Source organism: Bariatricus massiliensis (assembly GCF_900086725.1).
Classification (GTDB): Bacteria; Bacillota; Clostridia; order Lachnospirales; family Lachnospiraceae; genus Allocoprococcus; species Allocoprococcus massiliensis.
Genome location: NZ_LT574837.1, coordinates 735,656 through 749,123 on the forward strand (window position 1 = coordinate 735,656; position 13,468 = coordinate 749,123).

Here is a 13,468-nt window from a genome sequence, read left to right on the forward strand (position 1 = left end):
CTAGTAATTTATTATCAAAACCTCGTTTTTGGCATATCTCCAGCCACTCACTCCCACCTCGATTATTTTATATCCATTCTCTTCTATCCATTGCATTAATAAAGTATTTTCCTTATCCTTGTGTTTTATCACATTGGATAAAATAAACTTATATCCCAGAGAATCAAGTTGTTTAAGAATTGATAGTAGTTCTATCTCCTCATTAAGTCCCCACCCCTTCATTCCGCGTTTACCATCGTTATATGCAGCACTAGTAATAAAATAAGGAGGATCAAAATAAAATACTGTTTCTGGTGGATATGTTTCCCATTTCAAATTAACATAATCGCCATTAATGAGCTCAACTTCCGGAGCTTTACACTTAAAATTAAGGATTCTCTGCTTAATATCTTCACTATAACCAGCTACTCCTATTGGTGTATTAAATTTATGTGAGCCATTAAATCTTATCATATTTTGAAATGCATACATGTGTAGTACGTACAATTCAAGCGGATTCTGTTTTTCATTATATAAAGACCTCAATGCTTCATATTGTTCTTTTCCGCCCTTTTCAAGTCCACAAGAGGCTATTTTATTTTCTATATCTTTGATGATTTTAGTTTTATCTTCGCCAAGCACCCAACTGACCAATTCATAAATGTATGGATTTATTTCATTGTAAACAACTTTTCTTGTCGCAGTTACATTTGCTCCTACATTAAATGCACCACCCATTACATCTACAAAAGTATCTATCTGAGCCGGTAATGCCTTCAAAATTTCTGGAAGTAATGTATCCTTACTACCTGAATAATTTATTGGTGATTTGTTAATCTTCATATCTTTTTTGAAATATATAATTACCTCATTAAGCCCTTTACCATTTCTTTTATTGCTCGAACGGTGATTCTGATATTCTTGATAGTCATAATGATTGATTTGAACTTCTCCATCAACAGCAAAATGACTTGCCAACTCACACAACTCCTCTAATGGAACAAGGCCCTGATTGCTATAACTAATCAGTACATGTTCAAATTTTATTTGTCTAAATAAATCTTCAAATATAAGTTTTGCCTTAGTTCTCTGTGCGTATAGAGAGTTTTGACCATCCCTGCCTCTTTTTCCTCCGACACCTTTGATTGCAGGTGCATCATATTTTGTCAAAGTTTCAAACATATGGTAAGCAGATACATACTGTGTAACTGTGTATGGAGGATCGATATATGCAATGTCTCCCGTTATTTCCCGAACTAGCTCATTTGTATCTCGATTGTAAACCGTGTTTTTACCATATAAATCAACTTCATTAATTTCGAGAGGCTGAAGTTCAAATTCTTTTCCAGCTCTCGAATCCCAAAACTTAAAAAATGCTTCGTAGGTCCCTGATGTATTTGAAACTCTTGTTAGACTGTCCATCATAGATGCAAGTAAGAAGTAATATTCATTCTCATTAATTTCGTCTGTTGTAAACAGTTCTTCTATTTTTAGTCTTATTCCATCAATTTTTATTCCATTGGACTCTGTAAAGAACATTCTATCCCCAATTGGAGTATAGTTATTATAAAAAAAGAATTTATCATCAGGTGTGAAGTTCATTTTATTTAACCAGTCAAAAATGTTACAACCAATCTTTCTTTCAATTTTTTTGAATTTTGGCGTTCTTCCATATTTCAGTTTAGCCATATTTAACACGTACGAAAAATAAAGAAAATCGTTTGATATCACGTTATATCTATCCTTAAAATAATCTCCTACGCACCCAGTACCTGCAAATAAATCTGCAAATGTCTCACCTTGAATATTGTTCTTTTTTATCACATCTTCTATTGATGAAAGTAATTTAATTTTACTTCCCAAGTATCGCATAATTTCACCTTTTCTATTGATTTTCTATTCGTTGCCTTTGGCGCGTCTTGGATCTTCCGGCTTTTTCGCATCCCTTGGAATAAGCCATGTTTTCCCTTTCTTAACCGCGCCTTCTACTCTGCCTTCACTACATAGCAGTGAAATTCTTCGTGCTGATATTTTCCATATTTTAGACATTTCATTAGTCGTCAAAAAATCCATATTAGCCTCCATTTTCGAATCAACCACTTACTCTTATATTATATTCATTTATCGGAATAGTTTCAACTGTATAATTATTAACACTTTCTGACATGCAAAAAGATTACCAGTCTATTCCACCAGTTATTTTTTTAACTATTAAGCTATAGTTTCTCTCCTGTAATAATCAATTTACCATCAAGGCATTCTATGTTGATTTCAGACCCAGATTCAAAACCTAGCTCTTCTAACCACTTACCCTGCACTCTAATTTGCGGCACAGTTTTGTATCACAATTTTCGATAGTCGTATCCACTTGACGAAGATACACTACTCTCATAAACTTTAAAACTCCTACGATTCTTCCATAAACATTGTTCCTTTCGTATTTTTATAAAGATAATTTTGATATTTTGCACTGATACGTGCCGGAACTTATAACGAAGCTGCCAATACTGCATGGACATTTCTTTTTAAAAAAGATTATGTTATTTGGTAGTTCATTTTACTCTTGCTATCATATTTCGACAACCGATTTCATAAAAGATAGCTTCTTCACAAAAATAATTTCCAAGGGTTCTTCGGGCAACAGGAGTGCACCAGAATCCACATAGTTCAGTTTACGATAAAAATACTGTGCCGTTTCATTCGACAAAGAAGATGTCATGACTAAATGATACCCATCAGTCTTCATTTGTTTTTCCCAATAAGCAACCATTTTTCTTCCATAACCACTGCTACGATACTGTTCAAGTATAAACAGCATATTCATAAACGGCGTGTTATCCCAGAACAGATTCCATCGCAGCCAACCTATAAGTATTTCGTTATCTTCTGCCACAATTACCCGGCCAAGCGACACGGCAGATTCCAGTTCCGTTATCCTGATGTGTTTATCATATGTAGAAAGAATTTCAATGTCTGATTTTTCTGCAAACCTAATTTTCATATGCTCCCCTCCACATACTCTAGCCCATGCTCCCGACACCACTCCATTGCCAGTTTCCTGTAATACTCTGCCTGAAAATCGTGCCACTTCTGTGAAATTCCCATTCTGTCTACCATATCCTTACATCTCCTGAAAGCTCCCGCCCTCGTATGGCACATTCCAGTTTATCCGCCCTTTCACCTTTTAAAGTCCAGATAAATTCTTCCATAACAATCTCTTGCAATAGTTCCCTGCTTCATTTCTTCTTTTGTTCCTGTACCCTGAACAATGTCATCTGACGAAGCAATTCATACGGCATGGGTTTATCATACGGCAGCTGTAACGTGCCTTTTGAATATTTGTAATCCGCAAAACTGTCCTTAAATGCTTCAATTGCGCTTGGAGAAGGATGAAAACCCAAGTGTCTCTTTTCCCCCGAAAAATGAACAAGATTGCCGTTAAGTACAAAGGTAGCCATACCCCAGGAAATCTTCTCGGTAATATCCGGTGAGCACTCTAAAATAATCTGCCGCAATGTTTCCATGCGCTGCCGCACATCATTGCTGTAGCTAGCAATATATTCATCTACAGTAGAAAACGCCGGCTTTGGCTTTTCCCGTTCTTCCAGAGTCACATGAATCTTCTCCCCCGGCTGTTTACCAATCTTTGTACGGATATCCTTTCGAACACCAATGATATGACATAGCGTACCCATCTTCACCACCTGTCCGTCATAAGGCTCTCCGTCAAAAGTTGCGTGTACCAGCAGACGTGATTTTCCAAAAATGGCTTTTATATCGAACGGCACTTCTACATATGCAGCATCCATATCTGGATTTTTAATTAAAACTGCATCAAATTCAAGAACTTTCTTCATTTCTATCCCCCATCTCTTCTGCTCTTCCAATACGGATTCCCTGTGCCGAATCAATAATTTCATTCATTTCACATCTTCTTCACGGTAATCCCGCTCTCCTCCAGCATCATGTTTCACAGAAAGCACTCCCTTTTTCTCATAATAACGCAGAGTGTATGAACCTATAGCCTAAGTACTATTCTTTCTTTAACAGATAACTACATTTTATCAAAATTGGAGGTAAAAAGAAATGAAGAAAACAAGATTTGAATCAGGTATGGAAAGCTTAAAGAAAATTGACGGTGCAGGAGCATGAGAATTGTCAAAGGAAAATTGTGGAGATATTTCTACAGTGCACCCCTATACTGGATTTCCATTTTTCCACTGCTATTTACCAACACCTTAAATATACCGTCTAACTTTTTTCATGTACTGTCTGTATTCCTCCCCAAATGTTTCTATGCACCATTTCTCTTCTGAAAGAATAATCCAATGTGAAGAAATTTGAAATATGATTACAATCCCGAATAACGAGAGCGACTGCGTCAGCAGTGCGCACCCTGCGAAATAAATAAAATAGGATACATACATTGGATTACGGGAAAATCGGTAAAGTCCATTACAATTTAGCCCGTCATCCGAAGGTTTCGCAAAATTCACAATCGAAACCGCACAAAGTATCAATCCTGTCGCATAAAAAAACAATCCGGCACAAAATATCCAGAAAAATCTTATTCTTACCGTAAGGAAACATATATAAATGAATATTGCCAAATTTGATATTTGATAAACCCAATATGCTGTTATTTCTTTTCCTGCTAACGGAGCAAAATAAGCGGCACGTTTCACCGCATCTTTATTTAAAAGTGTCAACAGTCCGAACCGTATCAGAAAAAATGGAATTAGCAATAAAAAACCTTTCATGATAGATACCTCTCCGTCTCTGTAAATGAGCTTTTTAAGAGAATACACTTTAATCTTCATACCTATTCCCGAAATCAAGCTTTGCACGCCTTGTCTGGTCCTTTACAAAAGCGGCCTTACTTTCCGTATAATCATCCCTGTTATGCTCATATTGTTTCCACAGCCGCAGCTTGAGAGCTTCATATTCCGCTGCTATAGCAGGATATTCATTCAGGTAATCCCGAAAATACAATTCGTCATGATCACCTTCCATGCGCAGATGGAGATGATAAACCCGCTCTGCGAACCCATTTTCCGTATACCCTTTATTGAATGAAATGCTTTTCTCCGACTCTGCCATACCTATATATCCTGCCTCCGATAATGGCTCCTTAAATTCTTGCAAGTTATAGCTCTCTGATACTTCCACAAGGATATCTATAATTGGCTTTGCCCATATTGCTTTGATAGCTGTGCTTCCGATATGGCTGATTCGCTTTATCCTATCTGAAGGCAAAATTCCCTTTAAAGCCGTTTCTTCTTCGTGATACCAATCTTTCCAGCACTCCTCATGCTCTGTCAGAAAAATCGGAAATAACTGCCATAGCTCCTCCAAATTCATCTGAGACAATTTTTTCCCCATCCGTTCTTCCTCATTCCCATCGACAATTTCAAATCCCACTTTTTTGTATGACTTTACGTCGTAGTTTTCCTTTTGTACAACAAGTGATGCCTGTTGATATCCTCTTCGTTTTAATATACAAAGCATTTCCTACATGAAAGCAGTACCGATTCTTTTTCTTCGCAAAATCCGTTACATATACCTGTAGCTCAGGCTGTTCGACGACTTTCCTCGGCGGAGCAGGCACACTCTTTGGCACAAAAATAGCTTCATATAAAAAAATTTCAAGCAGACTGGACTCGTCAGCGATATACGATATAGCGGTAATGCGGCATATCGACACCTTTATAATATTTTGTCCATGTGTCCGTCATTGTCATACCGTTTCTTATGGCTACATTTTGAGATGCAACATTGGTATCTCTGATAATAGAGCAGACTTCATCCGCTTTTAAAATTTCAAACGCATACTTTTTACATGCCTTTGCCGCTTCGGTAGCATACCCTTTATGCCAGTATAGCCGTTCGAAAAGATAACCAATCTCTAGCACTTCCTCCTCTTTCCACTGCTGCATCGAAAGTCCACATTGGCCAATCATTTCATCCGTCTCTTTAAGGATGACTGCCCATAAACCAAAGTTCCATTTTTGATAACGCAAAATTTGTTTATCTAACCATTCCTGCACTTCAATATCACTGAACGCCCCTTCGTAAGCGTACATAGTTTCCTCATCTTTTAATATCTTGCTTAAAGATTTGAAATCAGACCGATTCATCTCTCGTAAATATAACCTATCCGTTTCAAATATCATATTATCATCACCTCAAGTTCAAATTTTAGGCTAAGTTCAGTTTATTATATCGGGTAATAAATCCACTGAATCTGCATTTCCAAATCGGTCAATGGTATTTAGGAAACAGAGGTCTATTCATAGGGGAACAGGCAACCGTTTTATTCTCACGAATGTTCTGGCAAGCCGGACGTTTTTAAACATTACATTTCAACTATCTTTTTCAAAGTATTGGCTGTTCTAATTGTAATCATTTCGCCAATTCCTGCACTTGCTGTTTTTTTCCACCAGTTCGCTTTCGCATATTTCTTCCTATCAAAAGACCAGAAAATAGCATTCTTACAGATACATATCTGCTCCAGTTCTTTTGTTGGCTCACCTATTTTCTCAGCAATCAGTTCAGCGGTAGCAGAAGGCATTACAAAAATCAGATTGTCATAAATCTCTTTGTCATCCGTTCCCCACCAAACAGGGGCTTTACTTAATAAGTCTTTCAATTCTTCCTGTAAAATAACAAAAACAGGAATATCTAAACCAAACCGTTCTTGTATCATTTCTTTTATTTTATCAGCAACTACAATTTCATTGCTCTCATCAATCGAAAAAACAATATTTCCACTATTGAGATATGTAAAAACATCTGCATAACCAATTTCTATAAGACATGATTTCAGTTCCGCCATAGAAATTTTGTTTTTCCCACTTATATTGATGCCTCTTAAAAGGGCGATATATCTTTTCATATCAGTCCTCCATGTTACTCTATCTTATTTATAGACAAAATGCTTTTTTTCTAACCTGTCGAAAATTCCGACAGGTTGACTCGTGGTTAATTCCGAAGTTTACAGCAGTTGTTCGGGATTTCCGAATAACTAAATCTCTGCTACAATGTCAACTGCGGTTTATACTCAATACGATTTTTTCTTTGTTTGTTCTTCTAATTCCAGCAAAAACTTATCATAATCAGACATAAACAATTTGTATTGAATCACCCGATATTTTTCAAATTCCGTTTCTGCGTGAAGCTTTGCAATCTCAGCAGATACTTTTCCCACCTCTTTAAGCAAGCCATACGTTCTAACTGCCCCATTTCAAACTCTGAAAAATAATTTTTAGCAACTGAAACATCCGCTTTTTTGATTTTTCCACTCGGTGCATCTGACCATGTAGTTAACCCCATATAATCTTTTTCGCTATCAGCTCTCTCTACAATTATTTCAGTAGCAGTATGTCCATGAATGGCATAATGCATTTTATTTTGTACCGTTTCATAAAAACGTTTTGTCGCGGCAGTCTTATCATAATCAACCGCCGTGGCATAAAGATCTGTTATTTATTGGTAAAATTTTCTCTCACTTGCCCGTATTTCACGGACACACCCAAGCTATTTCTCAAAATATTTCTCAGTAAGATATGTACCTCTTTTTATACGTTTTACATTCATTACCCAGCCTTTAATCGTATAATCTTTTGCAATTTGATTTACCCATTTACGAAATTGGACTGCTCGTTCAGAGTTAACCTTAAAGCCAACAGCAATGATTATCTCCAAAGAATAATGATTGGTACTATAGTTCTTGCCATCATCTTCTGCGTCCAGCCATACATTCTCGTCCTTATAACGCATTTCAAAGCTATCCTCGCTGTCACCAGCGGAAGTGACATAGGTAAGATATTCAGCCACACTAGAACAGATTCTTATTTCTTCTTTATTCTTTTTCGGTATGGTAACCCTCCAAATTTCACTGTTTAGGGTTTCCATATCGTTCAAGTACACACTCTCGGAATTTCTCTCCAGCATAAATATACTCTGTTTTGCCGCCTATCTTCATGGTAAACAACCACTTAAAATTCACTGCATGATTGATTTCCATAGTGTGCAGAATGCCATCTCGAATAAACTCATAAAAACGGTATCCATCATCAGCAAATCTGCTCTGCGTTGTATTCAAGGTTGCGATTGCACTTTTATCCGTAAGCTTTGCAAAGCAGGTCACTGAATTTCCTTCAAACAACTTTTTTAGAGCCCTAGTCATTTGCTTATCATCTTTATAAAGTTCAAGTAGGTAATGAGCCATCATATCTCCCACATTCTCTAAATCAGCTACTTTAACATCAACTAAAAACAAAGTGAATTTGCTTGCGAAATTTACAACTTGAATGCATTTTCTTTTATCAAAATAAAACAGCTTTGCGCCCCATTCAAGAAGTTTATCTCCGCTTTCATTTTTAATAACAGTTTCTGCAATTATATTGATAGGGGGAGATAACTCCGATGGCAGCTTTAATTTATATCTCTCAAAGGTTTGTTTGGTCGCATAAATAATCATCTCTTATCACCTAATCTTCTCTTTTAACATAAGTAAGTTCAACATCGTACCCAAGAGCTTCCAACATCTGCACAAACGTTTTGTTCACCACACCATCTTTTTTCTTGATTATACGATTGACATACTGTCCCGTTGTTCCAATCTTCTCTGCAAGCTGTGCCTGCGTTAATTCACCCGCTATGCACTTCACCTTAACATCAACTTCAATGTTGTTCGTGAATTGTAAGTCGTAGAGGTTGCATCTCGATTTACAATTCACGTCAGAATCAATACTAATCATTTTGTTTATTTCAATTAACGAACATAGTAATGTTATTTTACCTTAATAATTAAACCCACTCCATGTTGGAATAGCATCGTTGACTCAATAGTGACTCCTTTAATTTTATCATAAAATACTCTTTTAATTTAATATATTTTACATCAACTCTTTGCGATTTTCCATGAATATCCAACAATAATTTGATATATCCTATAGAAGGCAAGCTAATGTCGCGCCTAGTTCTCTACATCGGTTTTATCAGCCAAATAATAAGCGTAAAATTCTTATGTATCTATATCAAACTGTATAAAAGCGTATCATTTTTCCTAATGATACGCTTGCTACTTTAGATAATTTCAAAATACTTCAAAGCATCCTTTATAGCTTCTATTTGCACAGTAGTCGGATGTTTCCGAGGATGTTTCAACTCCACTACTGCATTAGGAGCATCGTACATCGGTAAGCCTAAATCCCTCTTTACCCCCGCTATATAAGCAGTATGTACTTTGAAGCCGTACTCAGCTTGTAGGTACTTCATAATCATCTTGTAGGTAACTTTCTCTTTTGGTTTATACGCTTCGGCTCTTTCCGCAATTTTATCCAATGGAACTTTGCCCTCACCCTCGCCAAACTCCACTTTTACGTTAATATAACTGTCTGGTTTTTTATGGGAAAGAAGTACCATTGCCTCAACTTGCGTTTCATTGTCCAAACAATTACGTATTTATATAGAAGGTTAAAAACACAACTGGATTTGTTGTTTTTTCAGTCTGATAAAGCCTAAAATTTCAAGACGATATAAAGCTTCATTTTAATTTCTATTTATTTTATATCGAACTACTTTAAAAAATCATTAAACAGCTTTATCCACTTTTCCAAAGTGCTGTCATTAACTACTATTTTTGATTTTTGCATTGATACTTTAACAGACTTTGATAATTCAACTTTCCATCCAGCTTCCAAAACAATTTCATTTTCTTGTGCAAATTTTTCGATTTGGTTTATTATTGGTTGCATTTTAGAATAATCATCTTCAAATTCATCATCATATCCTTTCAATATTCTAATTAATGCCTTATTTAAGACTTCATACGAAACTAAATCTTCAATCTCGCTATTCTCTATATTTGTGTAATCTTTTACTTCAAGGATTTTATCTGAATTATCTTAAAATCTCCATTGCATCATTCAGCTGTTCTTTCACATAAAACATCTTATTTGTCCTCCTCTAATTTGGTTTTGTACCATTCAAGATGGCGTTTACGGTCTTCATAATTCGGAAATGCCACAAGCAGACCCACATCGACCTTCTGCAAGGTTTCCAGCATATCAATCTGTTCCTTTGACAGATACGGTCTGATGCTTTTGCCCTTTTCGATGTTGTTGGCAAGCCTAAACTGCTTTGCAGTCATGCCCAGCACAATGCGGTTTAACATATCGCATTCATTGCTGAAGTGATACGGTTTGGGAGCATCATGGAGCAGCTTGATGTTTGCCGTAAGCAGTGGGAACTCCTGTCTTGCGGATACCAATGCCTTGATGAATTTCTCCATCTCATTGAAACGCTTGACGTACAGTTCCTTGAATTTCATTGCCTTTGCACCCGTATATCCCATAACAAGCATCGTGAATCCATCACGGGTCATAGCGTAAGCTTTCTGCTTTCTTCCTCTGGAATCTGTATAGGTAATGCGTCCAAAATTGGACACATTAAATTCCTCGCTCAATCCAGACTGCGGCGAAAGTATTTTTTTAATATCTCGCACCACGTGGTTATGGGATTTCTCAAAATAATCTGCCACATACAGGCTGTCCACCCTCGCTGTGTCGTGCGTGTCGGCAAAAATGCCATATTCGTCTTTTTGTATCAGTTCTTTCATAAAAAATACCGTCCTTCCATAAAAGTAGGGTCTTGCCCTCTGATAGTGAAAGGACAAAACCCTGAACTTTAAGAACCGTATTTTTAATCTTTTTTGTAAAAGCTGCATTCGTACCCGTCCGCACGGAGCAGAAGTCCGTTTATCCAAGGCGGTGTCCTTCCCATCTGCTCACAAATCGCATCAATTGAAACTCCCATGCTGCATTCAATAATCAATTCATCATGCACATGACCGCAGATAAAACAGTGGGACAGGGTACGCATAGCATAGGCAAGAATGTCACGGCTGATTTCCTGCACAATATTCTCCACGAACTTGGGACCATAGCTTTCGATGCGTTCCCATTTCTTCGTACCGCCCACACCCTCATAGGTAACAGACTCACCGCCGAAACGGTTCTCACCCATGCGTGGCTTCACATAGGAAAGCCGTCTGCCGCTTGGCAATTCGATAAACATCATTCCACTCTGATAGATAAAACGGATGCCGTGTGTTTCTGTGGTTACTCTGTTTTTGACCGTATCCTTTACGCATCGGTCAACATTCCACCAAAACCTCACAATGTTTGGATTGGCTGCTCTCCATGAATCCACAAGCGGCTGCAACTCTTCCTCGGCAAGTCCCATATCCAAAGCACCCATCGCTTTCAATGCACCGACTGAACCGCCATAGCCGAGAGCCAATTCTGCGATCTTGCCTTTTTGACGAAGATGTCCGTTTTCGCCATGCTTTTCCACAGGCACACCAAACATGGCAGATGCCGATGCACAATAGATGTCCCCATTATTCTGAAAGACTTCCATTCGCCAGTTTTCCTTTGCCAAGAATGACAGCACTCTTGCTTCAATAGCAGAGAAGTCTGCCACCACAAATTTCATCCCGGTTCTTGGCACAAAAGCTGTACGAATAAGCTGCGACAAGGTATCCGGGATATCATCATATAGAAGTTCCATGGCATCATAATTGCCGGATGCCACAAGACCTCGTGCCTGTTCCAAATCGGGCATATGGTTCTGCGGAAGATTCTGCAGCTGTATCATTCTGCCTGCCCATCGCCCAGAACGATTAGCACCGTAAAATTGAAACATTCCTCTCGCCCTGCCGTCCTCACAGACGGCATTCTTCATTGCCTGATATTTTTTTACGGAAGATTTGGACAACTGCTGCCGCAGGAGAAGAACCTCCGCCAGTTCCTTCGGAGCAGTTTTGACCGCCTGCGCCACTTCCTTTTTGCCAAGACTGTCCATCTCCAAGCCATTGTCCGCAAGCCACTGTTTCATCTGTACCACGGAGTTGGGGTTATCAAGGTCAGTCAGTTCCTGCATTTTCTCTGCTAACTCTGCCTTGGACTTCGAATCAAAAGCAATGGCATTTTCAACCACATTCATATCAAGCGCAATCCCGCGGTCATTAATTTCTTGATCGAGATGGTACTCGTCCCACACAAAATCCGGCACGGGATATTTTTTCAGTCTGTCCTGTATGGACATCTCCACCTCAACATCACGCTTGTTATAGAATTTGAACAGACTCCATTTGTCTGTATCATGCTCCGGCAGATTGCGTGTCCGTCCGCCGTTGACCTTGGTTGGCTTGCATGGAACACAGAAGTAACGGATGAGGTCTTTGCCTTCCTTTAATTTCTGTTCTTCCACGCCAAGCACCATGCCAGATCCAGCAAGGGATAAAGGTAGCCCCATATATGCCGACCATATCATGGAGCATTTCCACTCAGATGGGTCAAGGTAATCTCCAACCGTATCTTCGTTAATGCTGTAACTGCTGAAATGTTCGGGATAGTGCCTTTGCAGCCATACTGACAGACACACTCTCTCAAAAGCCGCATTGAATGCCCATTTTGTCACGGAATCATCTGTCAGTGCTTCTATGATCTCCATCGGCACGGTATCTCCCTGTGCCAGATCATAGACCATAACCTCACCGCCGTTTACCGATACACCAAACAGCAGGATTTCAAATGCAGGGGATTGGGCATATTTATATACTCCGCACTTCTGCAAATCCACATCGCTGTAACTCTCAATATCAATCGAGAGCGTTTGTATTTTTCCCATATTGTCATTCCTTTCTATAAGCAAGGCGGCGAAGAATGTACCTCCGCCGCCCGCTGTTTACTGATTATTCTGTTCTTCCATGCGTTTACGCTTCTTTTCCTTATGGCTGTCAATGGCACACTTGATGAGGAATCCTACATTGGCAATCATGGTACCCACTACTGCACCAAAGCAAACCGCAAGCATCATACTCTGCACTGTTGTCATATTCTGGTGCCCTCCTTAAGAAAGAAAATCGTCATCGTCATCAGTTGCAAAATCATCCTCTGCACGGCTCTTACCACCAAGAGGCTCTCCATCGCTCATCTTCTGAAGATTGTTCAGACCGCAGGCAATACCTTTATTGCCATTGGAATTGAACGCATAGAAATTGATGCTGGCACGGCCATACATACCGCTGTATACCTCACTGCGGTCGATGATAGGCTGGCGGTCTGCATCTACGATGCCCGGAGCAGATGCAGAGTTGGCATTGACGAAGTAACAGCCTGCGTAGGCTTCATCATCGGGTCTTTCGAGATCGCCGTCACGAAGCGGAGTCTTGAGGATGGAAAGTGCAGGCACGGTCTTGCCGTTACCCTTCAGCTTGGACTGACCTTCCTCATACGCGGATTGGATGGCTGCCTTAATCTTGTTGACCGTTGCAGTATCGTCCTTGGGAATGATAAGGCTCACGCTGAACTTCGGTGCGCCGCCGTTGATGGATTTCGCATCCCACACATTTGCATAAGACCAGCGGGTGTTTACTCCTGTGATTACCTTGGTAGGGTTGGTATAATTCTTTGACATA

17 protein-coding genes and 2 pseudogenes are annotated in these 13,468 nt (G+C 39.0%); all 19 read right to left on the reverse strand.

Annotated features, from left to right (window positions below; translation table 11 throughout):
• Positions 1-1,842, reverse strand: coding sequence for a Dam family site-specific DNA-(adenine-N6)-methyltransferase (locus BN6465_RS09620; RefSeq protein WP_199882814.1), 1,842 nt, complete (start codon positions 1,840-1,842; stop codon positions 1-3).
• 33 nt (positions 1,843-1,875) lie between these two features.
• Positions 1,876-2,052 (reverse strand): helix-turn-helix domain-containing protein, encoded by a 177-nt coding sequence (locus tag BN6465_RS09625; protein ID WP_066734007.1) that lies wholly within the window; start codon positions 2,050-2,052, stop codon positions 1,876-1,878.
• 143 nt (positions 2,053-2,195) lie between these two features.
• Positions 2,196-2,312 carry a SymE family type I addiction module toxin gene (locus BN6465_RS21570; protein WP_154670235.1) on the reverse strand — a complete coding sequence of 39 codons (117 nt, stop codon included), beginning with the start codon at positions 2,310-2,312 and terminating at the stop codon, positions 2,196-2,198.
• A gap of 236 nt (positions 2,313-2,548) precedes the next feature.
• Positions 2,549-2,980: a GNAT family N-acetyltransferase gene (locus BN6465_RS09630; RefSeq protein WP_066734011.1), complete on the reverse strand. Its 432-nt coding sequence runs from the start codon at positions 2,978-2,980 to the stop codon at positions 2,549-2,551.
• A gap of 235 nt (positions 2,981-3,215) precedes the next feature.
• Positions 3,216-3,899 carry a DUF1905 domain-containing protein gene (locus tag BN6465_RS21455; protein ID WP_330384785.1) on the reverse strand — a complete coding sequence of 228 codons (684 nt, stop codon included), beginning with the start codon at positions 3,897-3,899 and terminating at the stop codon, positions 3,216-3,218.
• On the reverse strand, positions 3,900-4,001 hold the full coding sequence (locus BN6465_RS21575; RefSeq protein WP_074017791.1) for a MerR family transcriptional regulator: 102 nt from the start codon (positions 3,999-4,001) through the stop codon (positions 3,900-3,902).
• Positions 4,002-4,217: 216 nt separating this feature from the next.
• A complete protein-coding gene (locus BN6465_RS21580) occupies positions 4,218-4,799 on the reverse strand; it encodes a methyltransferase family protein (RefSeq protein ID WP_334292656.1) in 582 nt (193 codons plus the stop codon).
• Positions 4,789-5,361 (reverse strand): GrpB family protein, encoded by a 573-nt coding sequence (locus tag BN6465_RS09655; protein ID WP_066735228.1) that lies wholly within the window; start codon positions 5,359-5,361, stop codon positions 4,789-4,791. The genes BN6465_RS21580 and BN6465_RS09655 overlap by 11 nt, the downstream gene beginning before the upstream one ends.
• Before the next feature lie 281 nt (positions 5,362-5,642).
• On the reverse strand, positions 5,643-6,152 hold the full coding sequence (locus BN6465_RS09660) for a GNAT family N-acetyltransferase (protein WP_066734016.1): 510 nt from the start codon (positions 6,150-6,152) through the stop codon (positions 5,643-5,645).
• 182 nt (positions 6,153-6,334) lie between these two features.
• Positions 6,335-6,874 (reverse strand): DUF1697 domain-containing protein, encoded by a 540-nt coding sequence (locus tag BN6465_RS09665; RefSeq protein WP_066734027.1) that lies wholly within the window; start codon positions 6,872-6,874, stop codon positions 6,335-6,337.
• 165 nt (positions 6,875-7,039) lie between these two features.
• Positions 7,040-7,893, reverse strand: a pseudogene (rhuM, locus tag BN6465_RS09670) (RhuM family protein).
• Positions 7,874-8,461, reverse strand: a complete 588-nt coding sequence (locus BN6465_RS09675) for a DUF6933 domain-containing protein (protein WP_066734030.1) — start codon at positions 8,459-8,461, stop codon at positions 7,874-7,876. The pseudogene rhuM and the gene BN6465_RS09675 overlap by 20 nt, the downstream one beginning before the upstream one ends.
• Before the next feature lie 10 nt (positions 8,462-8,471).
• Positions 8,472-8,720, reverse strand: a complete 249-nt coding sequence (locus BN6465_RS09680; RefSeq protein ID WP_066735231.1) for a helix-turn-helix domain-containing protein — start codon at positions 8,718-8,720, stop codon at positions 8,472-8,474.
• A 349-nt stretch (positions 8,721-9,069) separates the two neighbouring features.
• Positions 9,070-9,417: pseudogene (locus BN6465_RS09685) on the reverse strand (hypothetical protein); the annotation flags it as partial.
• 143 nt (positions 9,418-9,560) lie between these two features.
• The gene (locus tag BN6465_RS09690) at positions 9,561-9,782 is read right to left on the reverse strand and encodes a hypothetical protein (protein WP_154670237.1); all 222 of its coding nucleotides are present in this window, start codon (positions 9,780-9,782) and stop codon (positions 9,561-9,563) included.
• Positions 9,783-9,937: 155 nt separating this feature from the next.
• Positions 9,938-10,603 carry a Rha family transcriptional regulator gene (locus tag BN6465_RS09695; RefSeq protein ID WP_066734040.1) on the reverse strand — a complete coding sequence of 222 codons (666 nt, stop codon included), beginning with the start codon at positions 10,601-10,603 and terminating at the stop codon, positions 9,938-9,940.
• Positions 10,604-10,686: 83 nt separating this feature from the next.
• On the reverse strand, positions 10,687-12,678 hold the full coding sequence (locus BN6465_RS09700; protein WP_066734043.1) for a DNA polymerase: 1,992 nt from the start codon (positions 12,676-12,678) through the stop codon (positions 10,687-10,689).
• Positions 12,679-12,735: 57 nt separating this feature from the next.
• On the reverse strand, positions 12,736-12,885 hold the full coding sequence (locus tag BN6465_RS20970) for a hypothetical protein (RefSeq protein ID WP_199882815.1): 150 nt from the start codon (positions 12,883-12,885) through the stop codon (positions 12,736-12,738).
• Between the two features lie 15 nt (positions 12,886-12,900).
• Positions 12,901-13,467: a DUF2815 family protein gene (locus BN6465_RS09705; protein ID WP_066734045.1), complete on the reverse strand. Its 567-nt coding sequence runs from the start codon at positions 13,465-13,467 to the stop codon at positions 12,901-12,903.
• Between the last annotated feature and the right edge of the window lies 1 nt (position 13,468).